This is a genomic window from Streptomyces sp. NBC_01003, from assembly GCF_045162695.1.
Taxonomy (GTDB): Bacteria; Actinomycetota; Actinomycetes; order Streptomycetales; family Streptomycetaceae; genus Streptomyces.
In genome coordinates this window covers 3660019-3684970 of the sequence record NZ_CP108707.1, presented here as the reverse complement: position 1 = coordinate 3684970, position 24952 = coordinate 3660019, and the positions used below count along the sequence as shown (strand labels likewise).

Below are 24952 nucleotides of genomic sequence, written 5' to 3'. Positions count from 1 at the left end.
TGTGAATCGTATGGTTAGAGTGAAGTTCTAAACCTGTACGGGAGGTGTGGTGGCGTGCGTCTGACCCCCACGGAACGTGATCGGCTGCTGCTGTTCGGGGCCGCCGAGCTGGCCAGGGCCCGGAAGAACCGGGGCCTGCGGCTCAATGTCCCCGAGGCGACGGCCCTGATCGCGGACACGGTGTGCGAGGCGGCCAGGGACGGCCGGCGGCTCGCCGAGGCCATCGAGGCGGCGCGCCGCGTCCTCGGCCCCGACGATGTGCTCCCCGGCGTCTCCGACGTCGTGACGGAGGTACACGTCGAGGCCGTCTTCGACGACGGGTCCCGGCTCGCCGTGGTCAGCGACCCGATCGGCTCGTCGCTGGGCGACGAGGCGCCGGGCGCGCTGCTCCCGGGCCCCGAGCACAGCGATCCGCCGGCCACGGTGACGCTCACGGCGACCAACACGTCGAGCGTCCCCGTCTCCGTCACCTCCCACTTCCACTTCTTCGAGGCCAACCCGCGGCTCGACTTCGACCGCGCCGCCGCGTACGGCATGCGGCTCGCCGTCCCCGCCGGCTCCTCGGTGCGGTTCGGGCCGGGGGAGAGCGCCGAGGTGGGCCTCGTGCCCATCGGCGGCGCGCGCGTCGCGATCGGCTTCGCCGGGCTCGTCGACGGCCCGCTGGACGCGCCCGGCGCCAAGGAGGAGGCCCTGCGCAGGGCAGCCGCCTGCGGATATCTCGGAGTGAAGGGAACGGGCGCATGAGCAGGCCCACCAAGCACAGCGACCACTGCGCGCCGGGCAGCCGGCACATCGACCCCCACGCGTACGCCGCCACACACGGCCCGCGCGCCGGTGACCGCGTCCGCCTCGGCGACTCGGGCCTGACCGTCCGCGTCGAGTCCGACGCGCAGGCGTACGGCGACGAGTTCCTCGCCGGCTTCGGCAAGACCGCCCGCGACGGACTCCACCTCAAGGCCGCGGCCGTCCGCGAGACGTGTGACGTCGTGATCAGCAACGTCCTCGTGATCGACGCCGCGCAGGGGATCAGGAAGGTCTCCATCGGCATCCGCGAGGGCCGGATCCACGCCGTTGGGCGCGCCGGTAACCCCGACACCCTCGACGGGGTCGACGTCGTCGTCGGCACAGGTACGTCCATCGTGTCGGGCGAGGGCCTCATCGCCACCGCGGGCGCCGTCGACACCCACGTACACCTGCTGTCGCCGCGCATCATGGAGGCCTCGCTCGCCTCCGGTGTGACGACGATCATCGGCCAGGAGTTCGGGCCCGTGTGGGGCGTCGGCGTCAACTCGCCCTGGGCGCTGCGCCACGCGTTCAACGCGTTCGACGCCTGGCCCGTCAACATCGGCTTCCTCGGCCGGGGTTCGTCCTCGCACGACGCCCCGCTGATCGAGGCGCTGGCCGAGGGCGGCGCGTCCGGCTTCAAGGTGCACGAGGACATGGGCGCCCACACCCGCGCCCTCGACACCGCGCTGCGCGTCGCCGAGGAGCACGACGTCCAGGTCGCCCTGCACAGCGACGGCCTGAACGAGTGCCTGTCCGTCGAGGACACCCTCAGGGTCCTCGAGGGCCGCACCATCCACGCCTTCCACATCGAGGGCTGCGGCGGCGGACACGTACCGAACGTCCTGAAGATGGCGGGCGTCCCGAACGTCATCGGGTCGTCCACCAACCCCACGCTGCCCTTCGGCCGCGACGCCGTCGCCGAGCACTACGGCATGATCGTCTCGGTCCACGACCTGAAGACCGACCTGCCGGGCGACGCCGCCATGGCCCGCGACCGGATCCGCGCCGGGACGATGGGCGCCGAGGACGTCCTGCACGACCTGGGCGCCATCGGCATCACGTCGTCGGACGCGCAGGGCATGGGCCGCGCCGGCGAGACCGTGCGCAGGACCTTCGCCATGGCCGGGAAGATGAAGGCCGAACTCGGGCCCCTGCTTCCCCGGAACGGGGAGGCCGGCGACGGCGAGTGCGACGACAACGCGCGCGTCCTGCGCTACATGGCGAAGCTGACCATCAACCCCGCCATCGCGCACGGCCTCTCCCACGAGGTCGGCTCCATCGAGGCCGGCAAGCTCGCCGACATCGTGCTGTGGCGCCCCGAGTTCTTCGGCGCGAAGCCGCAGCTCGTCCTCAAGTCCGGCTTCCCCGCGTACGGCGTCGTCGGCGACCCGAACGCGGCCACCGACACCTGCGAACCCCTCGTCCTGGGGCCGCAGTTCGGGGCGCACGGCGCGACCGCGGCGGACATCTCCGTCGCCTTCGTCGCCCAGGCCGCCCTCGACCAGGGCAACGACAAGATGCCCACCCGCCGCCGCCGCGTCGCCGTCCGCGGCACCCGCGGCATCGGCCCCGCCGACCTGCGGCTCAACTCGCGCACCGGCTCCATCGACGTCGACCAGGCCACCGGACTCGTCACGCTCGACGGCGACCCGGTCCGCTCCGAACCGGCCGACTCCGTCTCCCTGAACCGTCTCTACTTTCTGTGAGGACCCGCTCATGAGCCGCTTCCACATGCCCCCCGAGTGGGCCCCGCACGAGCGCACCTGGATGGCCTGGCCGAGCCCCAACCCGACGTTCACCAACGACGAGGAGCTGGCCGGGGCGCGCGAGGCCTGGGCGTCCGTCGCCCGCGCCGTACGCCGCTTCGAGCCGGTGACCGTGATCGTCGCCCCCGGCCAGAGCGACTCGGCCCGCGCGCTCCTCGGCGACGACATCGAGCTCGTCGAGCGCGACCTCGACGACGCGTGGATGCGCGACATCGGCCCCACGTTCGTCGTCGGCGACGGCCAACTAGCCGCCGTGGACTGGACGTTCAACGGCTGGGGCGCCCAGGACTGGGCCGTCTGGGAGCACGACGCGAAGATAGCCCGCCACATCGCGGACCTCGCCGGCGTCCCTGTCCACTCCTCCTCCCTCGTCAACGAGGGCGGCGGCATCCACGTCGACGGCGAGGGCACCGTGCTCCTCACCGAGACCGTGCAGCTCGACCCCGACCGCAACCCGGGTCGCACCAAGGCCGAGGTCGAGCAGGAGATCCACGCCCGGATCGGCACCACCAAGGCCATCTGGCTGCCGCGCGGTCTCACCGGCGACTACGGCGTCTACGGCACCCGAGGCCACGTCGACATCGTCGCCGCGTTCGCCGCGCCCGGCGTCGTCCTGGTCCACTCGCAGCAGGACCCCGCCCACCCCGACCACGAGCTGAGCAAGCAGCTCATCGCGCAGCTCAAGGGCGAGACGGACGCCAAGGGCCGGCCCCTGGAGGTCGTCGAGGTCCCCGCGCCGACCGTCCTCAAGGACGACGAGGGCTGGGTCGACTACTCCTACATCAACCACTACCTGTGCAACGACGGCGTCGTCCTGTGCTCCTTCGACGACCCGAACGACGAGGTCGCGGCCGGGATCTTCCGCCGTCTTTTCCCGGGCAGGACCGTCCAGCTCGTGGACGCCCGTACGATCTTCGCCGGGGGCGGTGGCATCCACTGCATCACCCAGCAGCAACCCGAGATCACGCCCGCACACTGAAAGACCCGCAGGAGTCCCCGTGGCCCAGGCCCGCCGGAAGAACGCCCCTCCGCGCGAAGAGGTCCTCGCCGCAGCCATGGAGATGATCGCCGAGCGCGGCCTGGAGAAGCTCACCATGGCCGCGCTCGGCCGCGAGGTCGGCATGAGCAGCGGCCACCTCCTCTACTACTTCGGTTCGAAGGACGAGCTGCTCCTGCGCACCCTGGAGTGGAGCGAGGGCCGCCTCGGCGCGGAGCGGGCGCGGCTCCTGTCGGGTGGCGGCACGGTCCGCGAGCGTCTCGACGCGTACGTCGACCTGTATGTCCCCGACGCGCAGGGCGACCCGCACTGGACGCTCTGGCTGGAGGTCTGGAACCGCTCGCAGAACGCCGAGGCCGACGGCGACGCGCGCGAGCGGCAGGCCGCGATCGAGCTGGCCTGGCACCGCGACCTCGTCGCGCTGCTCGCCGAGGGCACCTCGCGCGGCGAGCTCCCGCCGCTCGACCCCGACCGTTTCGCGTCCCGGCTGCGGGCGCTGCTCGACGGCTTCTCCATCCATGTCGCGATCGGCCTGCGCGGCACGGACCGGGCCCAAATCCTTTCCCATGTACGGGAGTTCCTGGACGAGGCACTGGTCAAGAACCCCGCGTAGCCCTTCGTGCGCGCCGCACCCGCTGATGTTCCATGAACACTATGAACACAAGTAAGCGTGATCGTTGCGCCGTACACCCTTGTCATGGAGCGAAGCATTCCGGCACCGTGGCCGCCCATGGGACGAGAGCAATGGAAGAAGATCCTGGTCGGGTCGGCCGGGAACATGGTCGAGTGGTTCGACTGGTTCGTGTACGCGAGCTTCGCCACGTACTTCGCGGGAGCATTCTTCCCCGACGGGAACCCCACGGCACAGCTGATGAACACGGCCGGCATCTTCGCCGTCGGCTTCTTCATGCGGCCCGTGGGCGGCTGGCTGCTGGGCAGGGTGGGTGACCGCAAGGGCCGTAAAGCGGCGCTCACCCTGACCGTCACGCTGATGTCGGCGTCCGCCGTCCTCATCGCGATCGCGCCCACCTACGCGGTCGCCGGGTACGGCGGCGCCGTCGTCCTGCTCATCGCCCGCCTCCTGCAGGGCCTCTCGGTCGGCGGCGAGTACGCGGCCAGCGCCACCTACCTCACCGAGGCGTCCGACCCGAGCCGGCGCGGCTTCGCGTCCAGCTTCCAGTACGTCTCCATGACCGCGGGGCAGATCGTGGGCCTCGGCCTCCAGATCGTCCTCCAGCGCACCCTGTCCGACGACGCACTGCACAGCTGGGGCTGGCGCATCCCGTTCATCATCGGCGCGCTCGGCGCCGCGATCATCTTCTATCTGCGGCGCAACATGCTGGAGTCCGACGTCTACGAGGAGTCCGCCGACGACGCGGGCGCCGACAGCAAGGGCACCCTCACGGCGCTGTGGGCGCACAAGCGCGAGGCGTTCCTCGTGATGGCCCTGACGATGGGCGGCACCGTCGCGTACTACACGTACACGACGTACCTCACCAAGTACCTCTCCAACTCCGCCGGGCTGAGCAAGCAGACCGCGACGCTCGTCTCGTTCTGCGCGCTGATCGTCTTCGCCTGCATCCAGCCGCTCGCCGGCAAGCTGTCCGACCGGATCGGCCGCCGCCCGCTCCTGATCACCTTCGCGGTCGGCTCCACCTTCCTGACCGTGCCGATCATGACGATGCTCAAGCACGCGGGCTCCTTCTGGCCGGCCCTCGGCCTCGCCCTGCTCGCCCTCGTCGTCGTCACCGGCTACACGTCGATCAACGCGTGCGTGAAGGCCGAGCTGTTCCCGACCGGCATCCGCGCCCTCGGCGTCGCCCTCCCGTACGCCATCGCCAACGCGCTCTTCGGCGGCACCGCGGAGTACGTGGCCCTGTGGTTCAAGGACGCGGGCCTGGAGTCGGGCTTCTACTGGTACGTCGCCGGGTGCGCCGCCGTGTCGCTGATCGTCTACCTGACGATGCGCGAGACGAGGGACATCGACCTGAACCGGGTCGAGGCCGCCGTGCCCGAGGCCGAGCAGCGCGCGGCCGAAGCCGTCTGAGCCCACATCGTGAGACCACGGTCCGGGCCACGCCCGGGCTGTGGCAGACTGCCGACGTGCTCTCGTTCGCCATGATTATTGGCAGCAGGCGCGCCGGTCCGCAGTGACCGCCACGTACGACCACGTACGGGCGGACATCGTCGTCTCGACCCGCGCGCAGACCTCTCGCACCCGCGAGGGGTTTTTTCGTTTCCTGGACCACCACACGCCAGGACCGGAGCGCGAGGGATCATAGGGGGACGGTGGAGCCGGTCATTCCGGTAGACCGAGATCCGACACAGGAGCCAGATCAGCATGACGGACGCAACCGACGACCATTTCCCCGCTTCCCGCGTCGACGACGACTTCCACGTCTTCGACACCACGCTGCGCGACGGCGCGCAGCGTGAGGGCATCAATCTGACCGTCGCGGACAAGCTGACCATCGCCCGGCACCTGGACGACTTCGGCGTGGGTTTCATCGAGGGCGGCTGGCCCGGCGCCAACCCCCGCGACACCGAGTTCTTCGCCCGCGCCCGGCAGGAGATCGACTTCAAGCACGCGGAGCTCGTCGCGTTCGGGGCCACCCGCCGCGCCGGCGCCAAGGCGTCCGAGGACCCGCAGGTCAAGGCGCTCGTCGAGTCCGGCGCACCGGTCGTGACCCTGGTCGCCAAGTCGCACGACCGCCATGTCGAACTGGCCCTGCGCACCACGCTCGAGGAGAACCTGGAGATGGTCCGCGACACCGTCTCCCACCTGCGCGAGCAGGGCCGCCGCGTCTTCGTCGACTGCGAGCACTTCTTCGACGGCTACCGCGCCAACCCCACGTACGCCAAGGCCGTCGTCACGGCCGCGCACGAGGCGGGCGCCGACGTGGTCGTCCTGTGCGACACCAACGGCGGCATGCTGCCCGCGCAGGTCCAGGCGATCACCGCCACGGTCCTCGCCGACACGGGGGCCCGCCTCGGCATCCACGCCCAGGACGACACCGGCTGCGCCGTCGCCAACACCCTCGCCGCCGTCGACGCGGGCGCGACCCACGTGCAGTGCACGGCCAACGGCTACGGCGAGCGCGTCGGCAACTCCAACCTCTTCCCGGTCGTCGCCGCCCTGGAGCTCAAGTACGGCAAGAAGGTCCTCCCCGAGGGCGCACTGCGCGAGATGACCCGCATCTCCCACGCCATCGCCGAGGTCGTCAACCTCACGCCCTCCACGCATCAGCCGTACGTGGGAGTTTCGGCGTTCGCCCACAAGGCGGGCCTGCACGCCTCGGCGATCAAGGTCGACCCGGACCTCTACCAGCACATCGACCCGGACCTCGTCGGCAACCGCATCCGCATGCTGGTCTCCGACATGGCGGGCCGCGCGTCCATCGAGCTCAAGGGCAAGGAGCTCGGCGTAGACATCTCCGACGACCGCGAGCTCGTCGGCCGCGTCGTCGAGCGCGTCAAGGAGCGCGAGCTCAAGGGCTACACGTACGAGGCGGCCGACGCCTCCTTCGAACTCCTCCTGCGCGAGGAGGCCGAGGGCCGCGCCCGCCGCTACTTCCGCGTCGAGTCGTGGCGGGCCATCGTCGAGGACCGCCCCGACGGCAGCCACGCCAACGAGGCGACCGTGAAACTGTGGGCCAAGGGCGAGCGCATCGTCGCCACGGCCGAGGGCAACGGCCCGGTCAACGCCCTCGACCGCGCCCTGCGCGTCGGCCTGGAGCGGATCTACCCGCAGCTCGCCAAGCTGGAGCTCGTCGACTACAAGGTCCGCATCCTGGAGGGCAAGCACGGCACGTCCTCCACGACCCGCGTGCTGATCTCCACCAGCGACGGCGCGGGCGAGTGGTCCACCGTCGGCGTCGCCGAGAACGTCATCGCCGCGTCGTGGGGCGCTCTCGAGGACGCCTACACGTACGGGCTTCTGCGGGCCGGGGTCGAGCCGGTCGAGTAGAGACAGCACAGGTGAGGACGCCGGAGGGGCCGTGGTCGGCCCCTCCGGCTCTGTGTTGCCCGGGCTACCGGTTCGCTACCAGGTGAACGTCGCCGACGTCTTCGCGGGCAGCGAGTAAGTGGCGTGCTGGCCGCCCCAGTTGACGGTCACCGTCTTCGCGGACGTGCCGCCGTTGTACGCGATGAGCGCCTTCGAGCCGTCCGGGTTGCGCCAGGCGACGTTCGGCACGGCGGAGCTGCCGGTCGACGCGATGCGCTGGGCGCCGGGCCGGACGAACTTCGTCAGATGGCCCATCGTGTAGTACTCGACGGTGTAGTCGACCTGTCCGCTGCGCCCGTCACCGTTGTGCACGGTCACGAGCCCCGTGCAGGTGCCGCAGCCGCCGTTGTGCGGACCCATGTCCTGGTCCACGGCGAGCGACCACTTGGTCACCGACTTCGCCCAGTTGCGGGTGTAGTCGACGATGTTGAGCATGTCCTCGCGCTGCTGGTCGGCGATCCATGTGCCGCCCGAGTGCTCGGTCCCGAAGGCGTCGAGCTGCGGGTAGCGGTCGTGGATCGCGCTCTGCTTGGCGACGTCGCCGCCGTAGCCGTGCCACGCGATCCCGCCGAAGTTCGGGTGCGAGCGCACCGCCGCGTCGTCCACGGTCTGTGCCGCGTACCCGTCGTACGTGTCCCAGTTCCAGTCGTGCGCGAGCACCTTGGTGTTCAGACCGGCGGCGGCGAGCTTCGGCAGCAGCTCGCTCTTGGTGAAGTAGGCGAGCCCCGAGGCGTTCCAGCTCATCGAGGGGTAACCACCGCAGCACGTCGGCTCGTTCTGCGCGCTGACGTAGTCGACCGGGACGCCCTGGTCCCGGTACGCCTGGAGATACTTCACGAAGTACGAGGCGTAGGTGCCGTAGTCCTCCGCTTTCAGCCAGCCGCCGTTGAGCTGTCCGCTGTCCTTCATCCAGGCGGGCGCGGTCCACGGGGAGGCCATCACGGTGACGTTCGGGTTGAGCTGACGGGCCTGCTTCGTGAGGGGCAGGACGTCCGCGAGGTCGTGGGCGACGGAGAACTCGGAGAGGTCGGGATCGGTCTGTCCGGCGGGCACGTCGTCGAACGTGTAGCCGAAACGGGCCAGGTCGGAGCCGCCCATCGGGTTGCGCAGGAACGACAGGCCGATGCCGTCGGTGGGGGAGAACAGCTTGCGCATCGTGGCGTCGCGCGTGGCCGGTGACAGGGCTCCGCTGCTGTTCATCAGCCAGGCCGCGGTGTCCGTGAACGAGGCGCCGCCGCCGGTGAAGGTCTGGTAGCGGGTGTTGTCGTCGACGGTGATGTTCTCGCCACCGCCGCCGGTGCCCGCCTGGAAGGAGAACGGGGCCTGCTGTTCGAGGCCGCGGACGACATGGCGTCCGCCGGCGTCGTCCGTGGTCGTGAGCCAGGCCGTGACCGGCTCGCCCGCGGCCTGGGCGGGGGAGGCTACGAGCCCGGTCAGGCCCGCGGTCGTGAGCAGCCCTGCGGCGAGCAGACGGGCCGCCCGGCGCGGCCCCGAACGGACTCTTCTGGGGGTTCTCATGGTGCGCCGCCCTTCGTGGGGGTGAGGAGATGGGGCGTGCGAGGCGTGAGTAAATGACGGCTGCGAACGGGAGTCAAGGGGGCGCGCGTTCAGAAACTGAATGCTCAACTGCCCGGTAACCCAGCGGGAATTGGCTGTGCACCGGTTCTGACGTGAAGTCTTGACGGGTTCACGGGGCGCCAGTTAACTCACGGCGTGAGCTAAGTCATGAGCTTCACCAGGGACTCCCGTCACCCCCAGAGGTTGCGGTGCGTACCCGAACCGGCCGAAGGGAAGTCCATGCGAAGAACCGCCCTGCTCGTCTCCGCAGCCCTGCTCACGGGGCTGCTCCCGCTCGCCTCGGCGGGCGCGGCGACCGGCGCCGAGGAACCGCCGCCGGTGCCCGTCGACCGCTTCGAGGGCGAGGTTGCCTTCGCCTCCCAGCCCGCGGAGGGCATCTTTACGTGGGGCGGCGACAGCGACGACCCGCCCAAGCTGGAGCTCGCGGCGCGGGGAGACGCCCCCGAAGGCGACAAGGTCCTCTCCGGGACGTACGACATCAGCGGCTACGGCGGCTTCACCCACGACTTCGCCGCGAACGAGCCGGGCCACGACTGGTCCGCGCACAAGGGCATCCGCTTCTGGTGGGACGGGAAGAACAGCGGCAAGCGGGTCAACTTCGAGATCAAGGACGGCGGTTCGAACGGCGAGGCGTCCGAGCTGTGGACGACCTCCTTCACCGACGAGTGGACCGGCTGGCACCAGGTCGAGATCCCCTTCACCGACTTCACGTACCGCACCGACTACCAGCCCGTCGGCGGCATCGACCAGAACCTCGGCCTCACCGAGATGTGGGGCTACGCGCTCACCCTGCCCACCGGCACGCCCGGCACCTTCGCCATGGACGGCGTCGAGCTGTACGGCAAGGCCGACCCCGCCCTGACCACGAAGGTGCTGACGGGCGCCGCCGTCTACCCGGTGAAGGAGGGCGGCACGGCCGGCGTGCCGATCTCGGTCGCCACCACGGGCTCCGCGCCGCTCGCCGAGCCGGTCACGGTCGCGTACGAGAGCGCGGGCGGCAGCGCCGGCGCGGGCACGGACTACACGCCGGTCAAGGGTGAGTTCACCTTCCCGGCAGGTACCGCTTCGGGTGCCGCGCACACCGTGTCCGTACCGACCCTCAAGGACAAGGCGGCCGAGTCCGCCGAGACGATCCCCCTGAAGCTGACGGTCACCGGCGCGAAGGCGCCCGCCGAGACCCCGCAGGTGGTGATCGACGCCCACGGCCTGCCCTACCTCGACACCAAGCTCCCCGTAAAGCGGCGCGTCGCAGATCTGCTGTCCCGGATGTCCCTGGACGAGAAGGCCGGCCAGATGACGCAGGCCGAGCGCAACGCGGTCGGCACGGGCGGCGACATCGCCGCGTACGACCTCGGCTCGCTGCTCTCCGGCGGCGGCTCGACACCGACGCCGAACACCGCCGCGGCCTGGGCGAAGATGATCGACGGCTTCCAGCTCCGGGCGCAGGCGACGCGGTTCCAGATCCCGCTGATCTACGGCGTGGACGCGGTGCACGGTCACAACAACCTCGTCGGCGCCACGGTCCTGCCGCACAACATCGGCATCGGCGCGACCCGCGACCCGGGGACGGCCGAGAAGGCGGGCGCGGTCACGGCCGCCGAGGTCCGCGCCACCGGCATCCCCTGGGACTTCGCGCCCTGCCTGTGCGTCACGCGCGACGAGCGCTGGGGCAGGTCGTACGAGTCCTTCGGCGAGGACCCCGCTCTCGTGAAGCAGATGGAGACCGTCGTCCAGGGGCTCCAAGGGGCACGCAGCGGCAAGGATCTCGACCGGGACGACAAGGTCCTCGCCACCGCCAAGCACTTCGTGGGCGACGGCGGCACGGAGTACGGCTCGTCGACCACCGGCTCGTACACCATCGACCAGGGCGTCACGAAGGTCACGCGGCAGGAGCTGGAGGCGGTGCACCTCGCGCCGTTCCAGGAGGCCGTGGACCGCGGGGTCGGCACGGTCATGCCCTCGTACTCGTCGCTCGACATCATCGGCGACGACGAGGGCCCGGTGAAGATGCACGCCGACGCCGCCATGATCAACGGAGTCCTGAAGGACCGCATGGGCTTCGACGGCTTCGTCATCAGCGACTGGCAGGCCATCGACCAGCTCCCCGGCGACTACGCGTCCGACGTCCGTACGTCGGTCAACGCCGGCCTCGACATGATCATGGTCCCGTCCGCGTACAAGGACTTCCGGACGACGCTGATCGACGAGGTGAAGGCCGGCCGGATCAGCGAGAAGCGGATCGACGACGCGGTCTCGCGGATCCTGACCCAGAAGTTCAAGCTGGGCCTCTTCGAGAAGCCGTATGCCGACACCAGCGGCGCCGCCGCCATCGGCTCGGCCGGACACCGCGCCGTCGCCCGCACCGCCGCCGCCGAGTCCCAGGTCCTCCTGAAGAACGCGGGCGGCGTGCTCCCCCTCAAGAAGAGCCAGAAGGTGTACGTCGCCGGGTCCAACGCCGACGACATCGGCAACCAGACCGGCGGCTGGACCGTCACCTGGCAGGGCTCGTCCGGAAAGATCACCGACGGGACGACCGTCCTGGAGGGCATGAAGAAGGCCGCACCCGGCGCCACCATCAGCTACTCCAAGGACGCCTCCGCGCCCACGGACGGCTATGACGTGGGTGTCGTCGTGGTCGGCGAGACCCCGTACGCGGAAGGCATCGGCGACGTCGGCAACGGCAATGACCTGGAGCTCACGGCCGCCGACCAGGCAGCCGTGGACAAGGTGTGCGGCGCCATGAAGTGCGCCGTGCTCATCGTCTCCGGGCGCCCGCAGCTCATCGGCGACCGGCTCGGCGACATCGACGCGCTCGTCGCGTCCTGGCTGCCCGGCACGGAGGGCGACGGCGTCGCGGACGTCCTGTACGGGGCCAAGCCGTTCACCGGGCAGCTGCCTGTGACCTGGCCGAGGTCGGAGGCCCAGCTGCCGATCAACGTCGGGGACACGGCGTACGACCCGCAGTTCCCCTTCGGCTGGGGCCTGACGACGCTGCGCACCCCGCCGGGCGGCGGCACGCTCACCCTCAAGGCCCTCGCCCTGGCGGCCGCCGCGGCGCAGAAGGCCGGGTCGGCCGAGGCGGGCCGGGCGGTCGTGGGCAGGGCGCGGCTGCTCGTCCAGCAGAAGGTGGGACAGGACATCACGCCGGCGGTGGCCAAGCCGTTCGCCGACGCCGACCACCTGCTCCTGTCCGGGCGCTACGCGGACGCGGTCGCGAAGCTGACCGAGGCGTACCGCGCCGCGTGAGACGGCGCAAGGAGGGGCTCACCACCGAGTGCGGTGGGCCCCTCCTTGCGGTACATACGGCATCCGGTCCCCTCCTGGGTTAGCGTCGAGGTATGAGGCCCACCCGTCGGGCATCGCGCCTGATATCCGTCCTGTCCGGTTCACTCCTCGCCCTGGGGGCCATGACGGCGGTGACACCGGGGGTCCAGGCGGCTGCCTCCGACGTCTCGACCGTGGCCGACGCCCTCAAGAAGAGCCCTGTGTACGTCGACCCCGCCGCCTCCGCGCAGCTGTCCGCCGGGGACGCCGACGCCCTCACCAAGAAGATCAAGGACGCGGACAAGCCCGTCATGGTGGCCGTCCTGCCCGCCGACTTCCCCAAGCAGGACCTCTTCACCGACCTGCGCACCAAGACCGGTGTCACCGGCGTCTACGCGATCCGTCTCGGCCAGCAGTTCGACGCCAGGGCCGACAGCCGGGTCATGTCCCAGGACGCGGTCAAGAATCTGACGACCAGCGTCCAGGGCGAGAACGTCACCACGCAGCTCAACGACTTCGTCGACACGGCCGTCCGCAACGCGAGCGGCTCCGCGCCCTCCGCGTGGGGCGCGGGCGGCGGCGGTGACAACGGCGCACCGGTCGGCGCCCTGATCGGCATCGGCGCGGTCGTCGTCGCGGGCGGCGGCGCCGCGTACGCCGTGTCCCGCAGGCGGCGCCGTCAGCGCGAGGACGAGCAGCGGGCCGCCCTGGAGCAGCTCCGCGTGGTCGTCGACGAGGACATCACGGCGTTCGGCGAGGAGCTGGACCGGCTCGACTTCCACCCCGCCGAGCCCGGCGCCGACGACGCGATGCGCGCCGACTACGAGCGGGCGCTCGACTCGTACGAGAAGGCGAAACAGTTCATGGCCGCCGCCCAGCGCCCCGAGGAGGTGCGCGGGGTGACGGAGGCCCTGGACGACGGGCGGTTCTCGCTGTCCATGCTGGCGGCGCGACGTGAGGGCAGGCCGCTGCCCGAGCGCCGGGTGCCCTGCTTCTTCGACCCGCGGCACGGGCCGTCCGTGACGGACGCGCTGTGGGCGCCCCCGTCCGGCGCCGAGCGCGAGGTCCCGGTCTGCGCGGCCGACGCGACCCGGCTCAAGGACGGCGTCGACCCCATGGTCCGCACGGTCGACACGGGTCACGGCGAGCGCCGCCCCTACTACGACGCGGGCCCGGCCTACGGTCCCTGGGCGGGCGGCTACTTCGGCGGCGGCATCCTGCCCGGGCTCCTCCTCGGCACGGTGCTCGGCTCGATGATGGCGAGCCCCGCCTACGCGGCCGACTACGGCTCCGGATACGGCGACTTCGGCGCGGGAGCCGGATATGACGGCGGGGACTACTCGGGGGCGGACTTCAACTCGAACGACTTCGGGGACTTCGGAGGCGGCGGGGACTTCGGCGGCGGAGGCGACTTCGGGGGAGGCGGGGACTTCGGCGGCGGCTTCTGAGCACTCTGCCGGTCCAAGAGAAGCGCTCTGCCGGTCCAAGAGCTCTGCCGGTCCAAGAAAGGGGAGGCGCGAGGGCCGGTGCCTCCGCTAGCCTGACCACACTCTTACGAACCGCTTCCCCAGAAGTACGCCGCAGACGGGAAGCAAGCCGGCACGTACACACCGTGCGCGGTCCCGGAGGGGCGGCAGCGACATTCCGCATGCCCCCTTCCGAAGGAGCTCCACCCCATGCGTACCGAAGCCACCCCGCGTATCGGCCTCGGCCTGCCCGTCGACGACCCCGCCGTCCTGCTCGACTGGGCCCGCCGCGCCGACGCGACCCCCTTCTCCACGCTCGGCCTCCTCGACCGGCTCGTCTACGACAACCCCGAGCCCCTGATCACCCTCGCCACTCTCGCCGGAGCCACCTCCCGCATCCGGCTCCAGACCGAGGTCCTGCTCGCCCCGCACCACGGCACCGCCCTGCTCGCCAAGCAGACCGCGACCCTCGACCGGATGTCCGGCGGCCGCTTCACGCTCGGCATCGGCGTCGGCGGACGCGAGGACGACTGCCGTGCCGCGGGCATCGACATCCGCCACCGCGGCCGCCGCCTCGACCAGCAGATGGAGACCCTGCGGCGGACCTGGGCGGGCCATCCTTACGACGACGCCGAGGGCATCGGCCCGATCGGCCCGGCCCCCGTCACCCCCGGCGGCCCCGAGATCCTCTTCGGGGGCTTCGCACCGGCGGCCCTCGCCCGCGTGGCCCGCTTTGGCGACGGCTTCCTCGGCGCCGCGCTGCCCACGCAGTGGATGGACGCGATGTTCCGCGATGTGGAGCGGCTCTGGGACGAGCACGGCCGCCCCGGCCGCCCGCGCCTGGTCGCCCAGGTCAATGTGGCGCTCGGCCCGGACGACCTGATCGCCCGTGCCCGCGACGCCATCACCGCGTACTACGGCTTCGACCCGCGCGCCGCGGGATCGGCCGAGCGCATGCTCGCCGCTCCCGAGCAGATCCGCGAGGCAGTCTCCGGCTTCGCGGACATCGGCGCGGACGAGGTGATGCTCTACTGCTGGGGCACCGACCCCGACCAGGTCGACCGCCTGGCCGACGTCTTGTTCTGACGCCACCCGCCTGCCTCACCGGTGCTCGCGCTGCGCCTCCTCGTACTCCCGCGCGGTCGGCTTCGGCACCTGCGCGCCCTCTCCGTGGAGGCCGCGCGAGAGGCGCACCCGGAGCCGCTCGGCCCGGGGTGTGCGCCGCCGCACGCCGTTCACGTCCGTCTCCGGCCCGCTCTCCAGGGCCGGGGGCTGTTCGTGGGCGGTCAGGGTGTGCAGCTGGGCCTGGGTGAGCGGCTCGTGGATCTCCACGTACTCGCCGTGCGGGAGGCGCTTTATGCGGCCCGACTCCCTTCCGTGCAGCACCAGTTCGCGGTCGCGGCTCTGCAGTCCCAGGCAGATCCGCCGGGTGATCACGAAGGTGATCACCGGGCCTACGACGAGGGCGACGCGCACGAACCAGGTGACCGCGTTCAGCGACACACGGAAGTGGGTGGCCCAGAGATCGTTGCCGCCGCCCACCAGGGCCACCAGGAAGAACGTCAGCCAGGCCACCCCGAGCCCTGTGCGCACCGGCCGGTTGCGCGGCCGGTCCAGGAGATGGTGCTCGCGCCGGTCGCCCGTGACCCAGGCCTCCACGAACGGATACACGCCGATCACGACGAGCACCGCGGGGAAGACGACCAGCGGGACGAGCACGCCCAGGGCCAGCGTGTGCCCCCACAGCGTGATCTCCCACCCCGGCATCACCCGCAGCAGCCCCTCCGCGAACCCCAGATACCAGTCGGGCTGCGCCCCCGTGGACACCTGGTCGACCCGGTAAGGCCCGTAGTTCCAGACGGGGTTGATGGACGCGACGGCCGCGAGGAACGCGACGACGCCGAACACCAGGAAGAAGAAGCCGCCGGCCTTGGCGAGGTAGACGGGGAAGAACGGCGCCCCCACGACGTTCCGCTCGGTCTTTCCCGGACCCGGGAACTGCGTGTGCTTGTGGTAGACGACCAGGATCAGATGGGTCACCACGAGCGCCGCCATGATGCCGGGGAACAGCAGCACGTGCACCGAGTAGAACCGGCCCACGATGTCGTGTCCCGGGAACTCACCGCCGAACAGGAACATCGACAGATACGTCCCCACGATCGGCACCGACAGGATCGCCCCGTCGAGGAAGCGCATGCCCGTACCGGAGAGCAGGTCGTCCGGCAGCGAGTACCCCAACAGGCCCTCGAACAGGCCGAGCAGGAGCAGTGTCCAGCCGAACACCCAGTTCAGCTCGCGCGGTTTGCGGAACGAGCCCGTGAAGAAGTGCCGCATCATGTGCAGGAGCATCGCGGCGACGAAGATCAGCGCCGCCCAGTGGTGGATCTGCCGGATCAGCAGTCCGCCCCGCACGTCGAAGCTGATGTCGAGCGTGGAGGCGTACGCCTCGGACATCTGGATCCCGTTGAGGGGGACGCAACTGCCGTGGTACTCCACCTCGTTCATCGACGGGTGGAAGAACAGGGTGAGATAGACCCCGGTCAGGACCAGGATCACGAACGTGTAGAGGCAGACCTCGCCGAGCAGGAACGACCAGTGGTCCGGGAATACCTTGCGCAGGTACTTCCTGGACAGGGTGTGCAGGCCGAGCCGGCCGTCCGCCCAGTCCGCGAGGTGCTCACCGGCCGGTGCCGGCCCTCTCTCCCGCGTGGTCCCCGTGCTGCCTTGCGCGGTCCTCTCGGACATCAGGCTCGCTCCTCCCCTGGGCACTCACCGCATGGGTGCTCGTCACTTGGACGGAAGGGACGGGCCGGAATGTGACATCACAGAGGAGCTTTGTGGCCCACGTCACATTTGCGTAGGCCGGGTCAGCCCAGGAGCTTCGACTGCCAGCGCGTGAAGATCTCCTCCGGGGCGCCGTGGCACGACCACGGGACACGGGTCGCGTGCCCGTCGAGAAGCCGGAAGAGATGCGTGGCCTCGCCGGTCAGATCGGCGTAACAGGACGCGTGCGCAAGGGTGTTGAGGTCCGCGACGTCCTGCGCGTATGTGTACTGCCGCTGCGTGATCCACAGGTGCCAGGTACGCCGGGCCTGCGACGCGGAGTTCTCGTTGTTCCAGAACTGGAGCAGGCCGATCGCCTGGGAGCCCTCCCGCTCGACGCGGTAGCGGTACTCCTCGATCCGGGCGACCTGCGGCAGCACGGCGAGGGGCGACCCGGGCGCGAGGGTCGCCGTGACGTCCTGCGCGAAGTTGTACATGACGCCGTGCGAGCCGTGCCAGCGCGCCGAAAGATGGCGCAGCACCTGGTGGTTGCCCTCGCGGTTGTACGGGTCACGCTGGTGCAGCTCCTTCCACCAGCGCTCCATGGACGGGTGCCCGCCGGGGAACAGGCGGGCGACCGTCAGGAGCGAGACCCAGGGCACCGGATCCGCGGGAAACGCCTCCGCCGCTCGCAGCGCGGTGCGCACGGCCCGCTCCAGCTGGTCCGGGTCGACCGCGTTCCCCGGGCCGGCCGCCATCGCCAGGTTGAACGCCCGCATCACCTCGGTCTCGGCCCGCAGGACCAGCGCGTCGGCGTTCCGCGGCTGCGACTCGTGCCAGGACTCGGCGACGGACGTGCCCGCGGTGGCCTGGGCGAGCAGCCGCATCCGAAAGGTCCGCCGGTCCCAGTCGGACCCGGCCGCCGCGCACAGCTCGGGCAGTCCCTGCCAGCGACCGATCGTGATGTCCGCGCGGGCCTCCGCCAGGGCCCGGTCGCCGTTCGTGGGATCGAAACGGACGGTCATCGGCGTCCTCGCCAGTCAGTAGTCGGTGGTGGTCCTGGGGGCGGATGGCCGGACCGCAGGCGGGGGGGGGTGCCGCTCAGAAGTCCGTGGACAGGGTGTCGCCGGACGACGCCGCGTACACCGGCGCCTGATCCCCGTACTCGGCGTGCACCTGCTCCGAGCGTGCCGCGTCCAGGCGGGCGGGCCGATAGTAGTCGGAGCCCTTGGCGCGGTACCAGAGCATCGGGACCAGGCCCACGGCGATGCCGCCGACGCCGATCACGACGGCCGTGCCCGACAGGCTGCCCAGCGACTCGACGAACACCCAGATCATGAAGAGCGCGCCGGTCAGCGGCCACAGACCGCCGAAGAAGAAGTTGGCCGCCGACCTGAACAGCAGCTTCCGGTACGCCACGACGACGGCGAGGCCCGCGAGGCCGTAGTAGACCGCGATCTGCAGTCCGATCGCGGCGACGGCGTCCTCCAGGACGGCCGAGACCGAGCCGAGCGCGGTCGATGCCACGAAGAGGGCGAGGGCGACGACACCGACGACGACGATCGCGACCCATGGCGTGTGCCGGCGCGGGTGCGACCTGCCGAGGGCGGAGGGCAGCGTCCGGTCGCGGCCCATCGCGAAGAGGGAGCGCGTCACCTGGATCAGCGTGGTCTCCAGGGTGGCGATGGTGGACAGCATCACCGCGACGATCAGCAACTCGCCGCCAGGGCCCGGCAGTACGCGCTCGCCGAGCAGCCCCAGGATGTTGTCGCTGGTCGCGATCTCCTTGGGCGTGAGCAGCATGTTCGTGGTGATCGTGAAGACCTCGAAGAGCACGAACACGATGCCGACGCCGATCAGCCCGGCGAGCCCCGAGGTCTTCCGGCTGTTACGGGTCTCCTCGCTGAGGTTGCTGGTGACGTCCCAGCCCCAGTAGTAGAACGCGGCGATCAGCGCGCCCGCGGCGAACCCGGACGCCCCGTCGAAGTGCCCGAACCCCAGCCAGGACCAGGAGAATTCGGTGACCCGGTTGTCGCTGAACAGCGCGGCGACGGCCACCGCGAGCAGGATGACCAGCTCGATCCCGGACATCAGGAGCTGGGCGTGGACGGTCAGCTTGGCGCCCATCAGCACGACGACCAGCATGGCCAGGAACCAGACCGCGCCCACGGCCGCGGCCAGCGCGGTGTCGCTGGCGTGGGAGGGGGCGAGGAGTTCGAGCGTCATGGCGCCGGCCGGGAGCGAGCCCGCGACCATGAAGATGGTCGCCGAGATCACCAGGGACCAGCCGCTGATGAAGCCGAGGAAGGGGTGCAGGGCGCGGCCGACCCAGGAGTAGCTGGCGCCCGCGTTCACGTCGAGGCGGCCCAGGTAGTTGAAGGCCCAGGCGATGCCGAGCATGGGTATCGCGCAGTAGAGGAGCGCGGCCGGTGCGGCGAGGCCCACCGTGCCGATCAGCACGGCTGTGGTGGCGGCGATCGAATAGGCGGGCGCGCTGCCCGCCACTGCCATCACGATGCTGTCGGAGGTGCCGAGGGCATTGGCCTGAAGCCCTCTGTTCGTGCTCATGGGAACGGTGACGCCTTTCGGGGAGCGGCAGACGGCCTGCCCTGCGGCGTCACCGGGGTGCGACGGGGATGGGGGAGGCCCCTGGGGGACGAGCGGAGTCGATGCGAGCGGGAGCCGATCGCTCGGCGGTCGCACGCAGCGTAGCGCCGTGTGATGCCCAAGTGAAGGGAGAGTGATGAGTCGTCTCAAGTGACGGGATTACCGGAAGGTAGTCTTCAACTTCCTTCGCTTTGGGCCATGTTGAGCCCCGGTTGGGCCCCATGTACGACGAGAGCCCGCCCTTCGTCCGCGGGGGACGGAAAGGACGGGCGTGCTCGTGGTGCGGGGAGCCGTGAGGGTCCGGCTCGCGGCGGCAGCGTCAGGCGGCGTTCTTGATCGCCGAGATGTCGAAGGTCAGCTTGATCTTGTCCGAGACGAGGACGCCGCCGGTCTCAAGGGCCGCGTTCCAGGTCAGGCCCCACTCGGAGCGCAGGATCTCGCCCTTGCCCTCGAAGCCGACGCGCTCGTTGCCGAACGGGTCCGTCGCCGAGCCGTTGAACTCGAGGTCGATCGTGATCGGCTTGGTGGTGCCGAGGATCGTCAGGTCGCCGGTGATCCGGTAGTCGTCGCCGCCCAGGGACTCGGCGGAGGTGGAGCGGAACGTCATCGTCGGGAACTCGTCCGTCTTGAAGAAGTCGGAGCTCTTCAGGTGGGTGTCACGGTCGGCGGAGCCGGTGTCGATGCTGTTCATCGTGACGTCGAGCGACGCGGTCGACTTCGCCGGGTCCGCGCCGTCGAGGTGCAGGGTGCCCGACGACTGGGTGAAAGAGCCCTTGACGTTGGTGACCATGGCGTGACGGGCCACGAAACCGATCGTGGTGTGCGCCGGGTCGATGGCGTAGTCGCCGGTCAGCGCGGCGAGGTCGGGGCCGGCGGTGCCGGTGGCTGCGGGGGTGGCGTCGTTCTTGCGGCCGAAGAGACCCATGACTGCTCCTTGGGGACGGGGCGTGGCGGGGGAGTCGGTTGAATGTTTAACGTTCAACGAGAATGACTGTAGCGCCGTTCTGTTCAACTTTCAACATCAAACGACTCGTGTCTTCCCGATTACACCGTGTCGTCACCCGACGCGCTCTGGCGGACGCGCGTAGAACTCGGGCACTATCTCCTTGCTCCACCTGCACAGCCGTCTCACAGCCAGCACGGTCACCAGCAGGAAGGACCTCCTCCCCATGAGAATCCGCTCGGTCGTGAGCGCCCTCGCGCTCGTACTCGGCGCCCTCTTCGCCCCCGGCTTCGGTGTGTTCAGCTCCGCCACCGACGCCCAGGCCGCCACCAAGATCAGCCACGCCACCGCGACCTCGATGTTCCGCCAGGTCGGCATCACCTGGTCGTCCTCCGGCGGCTGTTCCGACCGCAACAACTCCACCTGTACATCCTTCGACCAGCTCAACCTCGCCACCGCCCAGGGCGCCCAGACCCTCAAGCGCGCCACCGGCTGCGCCCTGAACATCACCGGCGGCACCGAGACCGGCCACGCGAGCGGCACCTACTCGCACTGGAACGGCTACAAGCTCGACTACGGCAAGAACACCTGCGTCACGAGCTACATCAAGAACACGTTCACGTACATCGGCCTGCGCGGCGACGGGGCCCCGCAGTACCAGTCGGGCTCCGGCAACATCTATGCCGACGAGGGCAACCACTGGGACGTCCTCTACTACAACTGCGGCGGCTGCTGATCCGACCGGCGCCCGCAGGCGCTGACTTGGACTTCCGGGCGGTGGTTGTTGGACTGCCGCCGCCCGGAAGCGCCGAGTCCGTTGACCGGCCGCCCCCGCGCCGATACCCAGTCCCCTATGTCACGAAGATCTCGCGCCGCCTGCGCAGTCGCCGTCGCCGCCGCATCGTCCGCCGTGTTGGCCCTCACGGGCCCTGTACTGCCGGCCGCCGCCGACCCCGCGCCCGCCGTGGCGCAGGCCGTCATCGGATCCGCGCAGCTGTCCGTCGCCGTCGCCGACGACTTCCCGCGCGTCCTGACGTACACCGACCGCGCCTCCGGGGCCGGGCTCCTCGGCAGCACGAGCCCGGTGGACAAGGTCACCCTGAACGGCAAGGCGTACGCGGTCGCCGCGAAGGGGGCCCCGGTCCTCACCGGCTCCAAAGCCTCGTACACGCTGACCTTCCCGGACCTCGCCGGCGTCGAGATCGACGCCTCGCTGAGCGTCAGCGGGCGCGCGACGACCTTCAAGGTGACCGCCGTGCGCGACACCGCGGCCTTCCGGGTCGGCACGATCGACATCCCCGGGCACGACCTCGTCTCCGTGGGCAGTTCGGAGGGCGGCGCCGAGACCGCGTTCACGACGCTGGACAACGACTCGACGCGGACCGCCGACGTCTTCGGCAAGGTCGCGGCGGACACCCCGGCCGACGCCTCGCCCGTCGGCGCCTCGTACGCCATCGTCAACACCGGCTCTCTCGCCGCCGCCGTCGAGTCCAACTCCACGTACGACAAGCCGAGCGGCAACACCGGCGGGGACCACGCCCGCTTCTGGCACCAGGCGCGCAAGTCGGCCGACGGCTCCACGCGCGTCGGCGTCTGGTCGGGCCAGTGGACCTACCGCGGCGAAGGGGCCCCGGCGCCGGACAAGGACCTGCCGTGGGCCAAGGTCGTCGTCACGCCCGACGCGAACGGGGACGGCAAGGTCGACTGGCAGGACGGTGCGGTCGCCTTCCACTCGATCGGCGTGCAGGCGAAGGGCAGCGACGGCACCCCCGACCGGGTCATCACGCACATTCCCTTCAACTTCGCCAGCCAGGCCACGCACCCCTTCCTGCGCACGCTCGACGACGTCAAGCGGATCTCGCTCGCGACCGACAACCTCGGCCAGTTCGCCCTGCTCAAGGGCTACGCCTCCGAGGGCCACGACTCCGCGCACCCCGACTACGGCGGCAACATCAACAAGCGCGCCGGCGGCCTCAACGACCTCAACAAGCTGCTCAAGGGCGGCAAGAAGTTCGGCACCAGCTTCGCCGTGCACGTGAACGCCACCGAGGCGTACCCCGTCGCCAAGCACTTCACCGGCGACCTCGTCGACCCAAAGGCCCCGGGCTGGAACTGGCTCGACCAGAGCTACTACATCGACCAGCGCCGCGACATCAACAGCGGAGACCTCGCCGCCCGGTTCAGGCAACTGCGCGAGGAGACCGACCCGAACCTCACGACGATCTACCTCGACGTGTACTACACGCACGGCTGGATCGCCGAGAAGACCGCCGAGGCCGTCCGCGCCCAGGGCTGGAACCTGGCCTCCGAGTGGGCCGACAAGTTCGAGCGCCAGTCCCTGTGGTCGCACTGGGCCAACGACCTCGACTACGGGCCCAAGACCGACAAGGGCCTCAACTCGAAGATCATCCGCTTCATCCGCAACGGCGAGAAGGACGTCTGGAACAGCGACCCGGTCCTCGGTCAGAGCGCCATCGACGAGTTCGAGGGCTGGACCGGCGAGAACGACTGGAACGCCTTCTACGACAACGTCTGGCAGCGCGACCTGCCCGCCAAGTTCCTCCAGCATCAGCAGATCACCCGCTGGAACGGCAACGACATCACCTTCACCGGGGGGCTGCGCGGCACGGTCGAGGACGGTCGGCGCACCTTCTACGACAACGGAAGGAAGGTCCTCGACGGGACGGCCTACCTGCTCCCGTGGGACGGCGGCAAGAAGCTGTACCACTACAACAAGGACGGTGGCACGACGAGCTGGGCCGTGCCCGGAGCGTCGTACGTGGTCTACAAGCTCACCGACAACGGCCGTGTGAAGACCGGCACCGTGCGGGCCTCCGGTGGCAAGGTCACGCTGAAGGCCGACGCGAAGCAGCCGTACGTGCTCTACCCGGCGGACAAGACGCCCAAGGCCGTCGACCCGGTCTGGGGTGAGGGCACGCACGTGAAGGACCCCGGCTTCAACGACGCCCGCCTCGCCGCCTGGGACAAGGACGGCACGGTCGGGCGCGACACCGACGACCACGGGCGCAACAGCGCCGCGCTGAGCGGTGCCGGCACCGCCGCGATCGAGCAGCGCGTGAGCGGACTCGACGCGGGCAAGCGCTACACCGCCTCCGCCTGGGTCGAGGTCGAGCCCGGCAAGTCCCGCCGAACGACACTCGCCGCGGGCGGCAGGTCCGTCGCCGTCGAGCGCTCCACGCTGCAGAACGGCGTCTCGTCGAACGACTGGGGCGGCACCTACATGCAGCGCGTGAAGGTCAACTTCACGGCGCCCGCGAACGGCCGCACCACCCTGCGGATCGAGGCCGCCAAGGGCTCGCCCGCGAAGGTCCGTATCGACGACGTACGCCTGGTGGGCAACGCCCCGGCGACGAAGCCCGGCACCGTCGTGCACGAGGACTTCGAGGACGTCGACCAGGGCTGGGGCCCCTTCGACAAGGGTGACGCCGGCGGCGTCACGGACCCGCGCACGCACATCGCGCAGAAGAACGCCCCGTACACCCAGGCGGGCTGGAACGGGAAGCTCATCGACGACGTCATCGGCGGCGGCGAGTCCCTGAAGTCCCACGAGGAGAACACCGGCGTCGTCTACCGCACCTCCCCGGCCGACGTGCCGATGGCGGACGGGCACGCCTACAAGGTCGCGTTCGACTACCAGTCCAGCCACGCGGGCGCCTACCAGTGGGTGAGCGGCTACGACCGGATCGCCGCCGACGGCACCCCCGACCAGGTCGAGACCGCGAGCACCCCGATCGGGCAGCAGCGGACCACGGGCCACTACGAGGGCACCGTCACGGCGGGCTGCGGCGACACCTGGACCGGCCTGCGCAAGGTCGAAGGGGCCCCGGACGGTGCCGACTTCGTGCTCGACGACTTCACCGTCACCGACCTCGGCCCGGCCGATGAGAAGGCGGCCTGCGGCACCCTCGCCCTGAAGTCGGACGAGACGCTGGAGCCCGGCGAGAAGAACAAGGTCGAGGCCACCTTCACCAACTACGAGGCGAGCGAGGTCAAGGGCGCGTCCCTCTCGCTCGACCTGCCCGAGGGCTGGCGGGCCGAGCCCGCCGGCCCCGTGGCGCTCGACCCGGTCGCGCCCGGCGCCAAGGCGACGGCCACCTGGCAGGTCACCCCGCCGGTCGACGCCAAGTACCAGCCGTACCAGCTGAGTTCGAAGGCGACGTACACCGTGGGGGACAGCGCGCGGACGCTGACCGCGGGCGCCACCGTGCGCACGCTTCCGCCGCCGCCCACCGCGGACACGTACGCCAGTGACCTGGACTGGACGGCCATGGAGAACGGCTGGGGCCCGGCCGAGAAGGACCTGGAGAACGGCGAGACCGGCGCCGGCGACGGCAAGCCGCTGACCGTCAACGGCACCGTCTACGCCAAGGGCCTCGGCACCGCGTCCCCCGGGAAGATCCGCTACTACCTGGGCGGCCGCTGCACCTCGTTCACCGCCGAGGTGGGCCAGGACGACTCGCAGGGGACGCGCGGCAGCGTGCAGTTCTCCGTCGAGGCGGACGGCACCCAGAGGGTTCAGTCGCCGGTCCTCAAGGCCGCCGACAACGCCTGGTCCCTGACCGCCGATGTGACCGGCGCCAAGTACGTCGACCTGATCACGGGCGACGGCGGCGACGGCCCGGGCAACGACCACGCCGACTGGGGCGACGCCCGCTTCCACTGCGGTAGTTGATCCCACCGCGCCCGGGGCCCCGCTCCCAGCGGCGGGGCCCCTTCCGCGCCCACCGTAGACAGCGCTTTCTACGACTGATTAGG

At 70.5% G+C, this 24952-nt stretch carries 15 protein-coding genes and 1 pseudogene; 11 read left to right on the top strand and 5 right to left on the bottom strand.

The window, feature by feature from the left end:
* Positions 1 to 54 precede the first annotated feature (54 nt).
* The 6 genes from ureA (at position 55) to cimA (ending at position 7516) form a co-directional block, all read left to right on the top strand.
* Positions 55 to 744: an urease subunit gamma gene (gene ureA / locus OG698_RS16745; RefSeq protein ID WP_406103771.1), complete on the top strand. Its 690-nt coding sequence runs from the start codon at positions 55 to 57 to the stop codon at positions 742 to 744.
* On the top strand, positions 741 to 2492 hold the full coding sequence (locus OG698_RS16740) for an urease subunit alpha (protein WP_406103769.1): 1752 nt from the start codon (positions 741 to 743) through the stop codon (positions 2490 to 2492). The genes ureA and OG698_RS16740 overlap by 4 nt, the downstream gene beginning before the upstream one ends.
* A 10-nt stretch (positions 2493 to 2502) precedes the next feature.
* Complete coding sequence (locus OG698_RS16735) at positions 2503 to 3531, top strand: agmatine/peptidylarginine deiminase (protein ID WP_406103767.1); 1029 nt, start codon at positions 2503 to 2505, stop codon at positions 3529 to 3531.
* A gap of 76 nt (positions 3532 to 3607) precedes the next feature.
* Positions 3608 to 4162, top strand: coding sequence for a TetR/AcrR family transcriptional regulator (locus OG698_RS16730; protein WP_100595177.1), 555 nt, complete (start codon positions 3608 to 3610; stop codon positions 4160 to 4162).
* Positions 4163 to 4279: 117 nt separating this feature from the next.
* The gene (locus OG698_RS16725; protein WP_399971977.1) at positions 4280 to 5596 is read left to right on the top strand and encodes an MFS transporter; all 1317 of its coding nucleotides are present in this window, start codon (positions 4280 to 4282) and stop codon (positions 5594 to 5596) included.
* A gap of 294 nt (positions 5597 to 5890) precedes the next feature.
* Complete coding sequence (gene cimA, locus OG698_RS16720; protein WP_100595006.1) at positions 5891 to 7516, top strand: citramalate synthase; 1626 nt, start codon at positions 5891 to 5893, stop codon at positions 7514 to 7516.
* A 78-nt stretch (positions 7517 to 7594) separates the two neighbouring features.
* Here cimA and OG698_RS16715 read toward each other — a convergent pair.
* Positions 7595 to 9073: pseudogene (locus OG698_RS16715) on the bottom strand (glycoside hydrolase family 30 protein); the annotation flags it as partial.
* Between the two features lie 279 nt (positions 9074 to 9352).
* On the opposite strand from OG698_RS16715, the gene OG698_RS16710 reads away from it, so the two are divergent.
* From OG698_RS16710 to OG698_RS16700, 3 genes are all read left to right on the top strand, one after another.
* Complete coding sequence (locus tag OG698_RS16710; protein ID WP_406103765.1) at positions 9353 to 12379, top strand: glycoside hydrolase family 3 protein; 3027 nt, start codon at positions 9353 to 9355, stop codon at positions 12377 to 12379.
* A gap of 92 nt (positions 12380 to 12471) precedes the next feature.
* Positions 12472 to 13845 (top strand): hypothetical protein, encoded by a 1374-nt coding sequence (locus OG698_RS16705; RefSeq protein ID WP_406103763.1) that lies wholly within the window; start codon positions 12472 to 12474, stop codon positions 13843 to 13845.
* 228 nt (positions 13846 to 14073) lie between these two features.
* Positions 14074 to 14949, top strand: coding sequence for an LLM class flavin-dependent oxidoreductase (locus tag OG698_RS16700; RefSeq protein WP_406103762.1), 876 nt, complete (start codon positions 14074 to 14076; stop codon positions 14947 to 14949).
* Positions 14950 to 14964: 15 nt separating this feature from the next.
* Here the strand turns inward: OG698_RS16700 and OG698_RS16695 are convergent, their stop codons facing one another.
* From OG698_RS16695 to OG698_RS16680, 4 genes are all read right to left on the bottom strand, one after another.
* Positions 14965 to 16608, bottom strand: coding sequence for a cytochrome bc complex cytochrome b subunit (locus OG698_RS16695; RefSeq protein ID WP_406103760.1), 1644 nt, complete (start codon positions 16606 to 16608; stop codon positions 14965 to 14967).
* A 122-nt stretch (positions 16609 to 16730) separates the two neighbouring features.
* The gene (locus tag OG698_RS16690; RefSeq protein ID WP_406103759.1) at positions 16731 to 17651 is read right to left on the bottom strand and encodes a hypothetical protein; all 921 of its coding nucleotides are present in this window, start codon (positions 17649 to 17651) and stop codon (positions 16731 to 16733) included.
* Positions 17652 to 17727: 76 nt separating this feature from the next.
* Complete coding sequence (locus OG698_RS16685; protein WP_406103757.1) at positions 17728 to 19194, bottom strand: APC family permease; 1467 nt, start codon at positions 19192 to 19194, stop codon at positions 17728 to 17730.
* A gap of 358 nt (positions 19195 to 19552) precedes the next feature.
* The gene (locus OG698_RS16680) at positions 19553 to 20158 is read right to left on the bottom strand and encodes a YceI family protein (protein WP_406103755.1); all 606 of its coding nucleotides are present in this window, start codon (positions 20156 to 20158) and stop codon (positions 19553 to 19555) included.
* A 244-nt stretch (positions 20159 to 20402) separates the two neighbouring features.
* Between OG698_RS16680 and OG698_RS16675 the strand changes: the two genes are divergently transcribed.
* The gene (locus OG698_RS16675) at positions 20403 to 20912 is read left to right on the top strand and encodes a hypothetical protein (protein ID WP_406103753.1); all 510 of its coding nucleotides are present in this window, start codon (positions 20403 to 20405) and stop codon (positions 20910 to 20912) included.
* 117 nt (positions 20913 to 21029) lie between these two features.
* Positions 21030 to 24869, top strand: coding sequence for an endo-alpha-N-acetylgalactosaminidase family protein (locus OG698_RS16670; RefSeq protein ID WP_406103751.1), 3840 nt, complete (start codon positions 21030 to 21032; stop codon positions 24867 to 24869).
* Positions 24870 to 24952: the final 83 nt, after the last annotated feature.

What these genes read in the sequence shown, in the direction of transcription:
- OG698_RS16740 (WP_406103769.1), top strand. Translation starts at nt 741, where the DNA reads ATGAGCAGGCCCACCAAGCACAGCGACCACTGCGCGCCGGGCAGCCGG.
- OG698_RS16735 (WP_406103767.1), top strand. Translation starts at nt 2,503, where the DNA reads ATGAGCCGCTTCCACATGCCCCCCGAGTGGGCCCCGCACGAGCGCACC.
- OG698_RS16730 (WP_100595177.1), top strand. Translation starts at nt 3,608, where the DNA reads ATGGAGATGATCGCCGAGCGCGGCCTGGAGAAGCTCACCATGGCCGCG.
- OG698_RS16725 (WP_399971977.1), top strand. Translation starts at nt 4,280, where the DNA reads ATGGGACGAGAGCAATGGAAGAAGATCCTGGTCGGGTCGGCCGGGAAC.
- cimA (WP_100595006.1), top strand. Translation starts at nt 5,891, where the DNA reads ATGACGGACGCAACCGACGACCATTTCCCCGCTTCCCGCGTCGACGAC.
- OG698_RS16710 (WP_406103765.1), top strand. Translation starts at nt 9,353, where the DNA reads ATGCGAAGAACCGCCCTGCTCGTCTCCGCAGCCCTGCTCACGGGGCTG.
- OG698_RS16705 (WP_406103763.1), top strand. Translation starts at nt 12,472, where the DNA reads ATGAGGCCCACCCGTCGGGCATCGCGCCTGATATCCGTCCTGTCCGGT.
- OG698_RS16700 (WP_406103762.1), top strand. Translation starts at nt 14,074, where the DNA reads ATGCGTACCGAAGCCACCCCGCGTATCGGCCTCGGCCTGCCCGTCGAC.
- OG698_RS16695 (WP_406103760.1), bottom strand. Translation starts at nt 16,608, where the DNA reads ATGTCCGAGAGGACCGCGCAAGGCAGCACGGGGACCACGCGGGAGAGA.
- OG698_RS16690 (WP_406103759.1), bottom strand. Translation starts at nt 17,651, where the DNA reads ATGACCGTCCGTTTCGATCCCACGAACGGCGACCGGGCCCTGGCGGAG.
- OG698_RS16685 (WP_406103757.1), bottom strand. Translation starts at nt 19,194, where the DNA reads ATGAGCACGAACAGAGGGCTTCAGGCCAATGCCCTCGGCACCTCCGAC.
- OG698_RS16680 (WP_406103755.1), bottom strand. Translation starts at nt 20,158, where the DNA reads ATGGGTCTCTTCGGCCGCAAGAACGACGCCACCCCCGCAGCCACCGGC.
- OG698_RS16675 (WP_406103753.1), top strand. Translation starts at nt 20,403, where the DNA reads ATGAGAATCCGCTCGGTCGTGAGCGCCCTCGCGCTCGTACTCGGCGCC.
- OG698_RS16670 (WP_406103751.1), top strand. Translation starts at nt 21,030, where the DNA reads ATGTCACGAAGATCTCGCGCCGCCTGCGCAGTCGCCGTCGCCGCCGCA.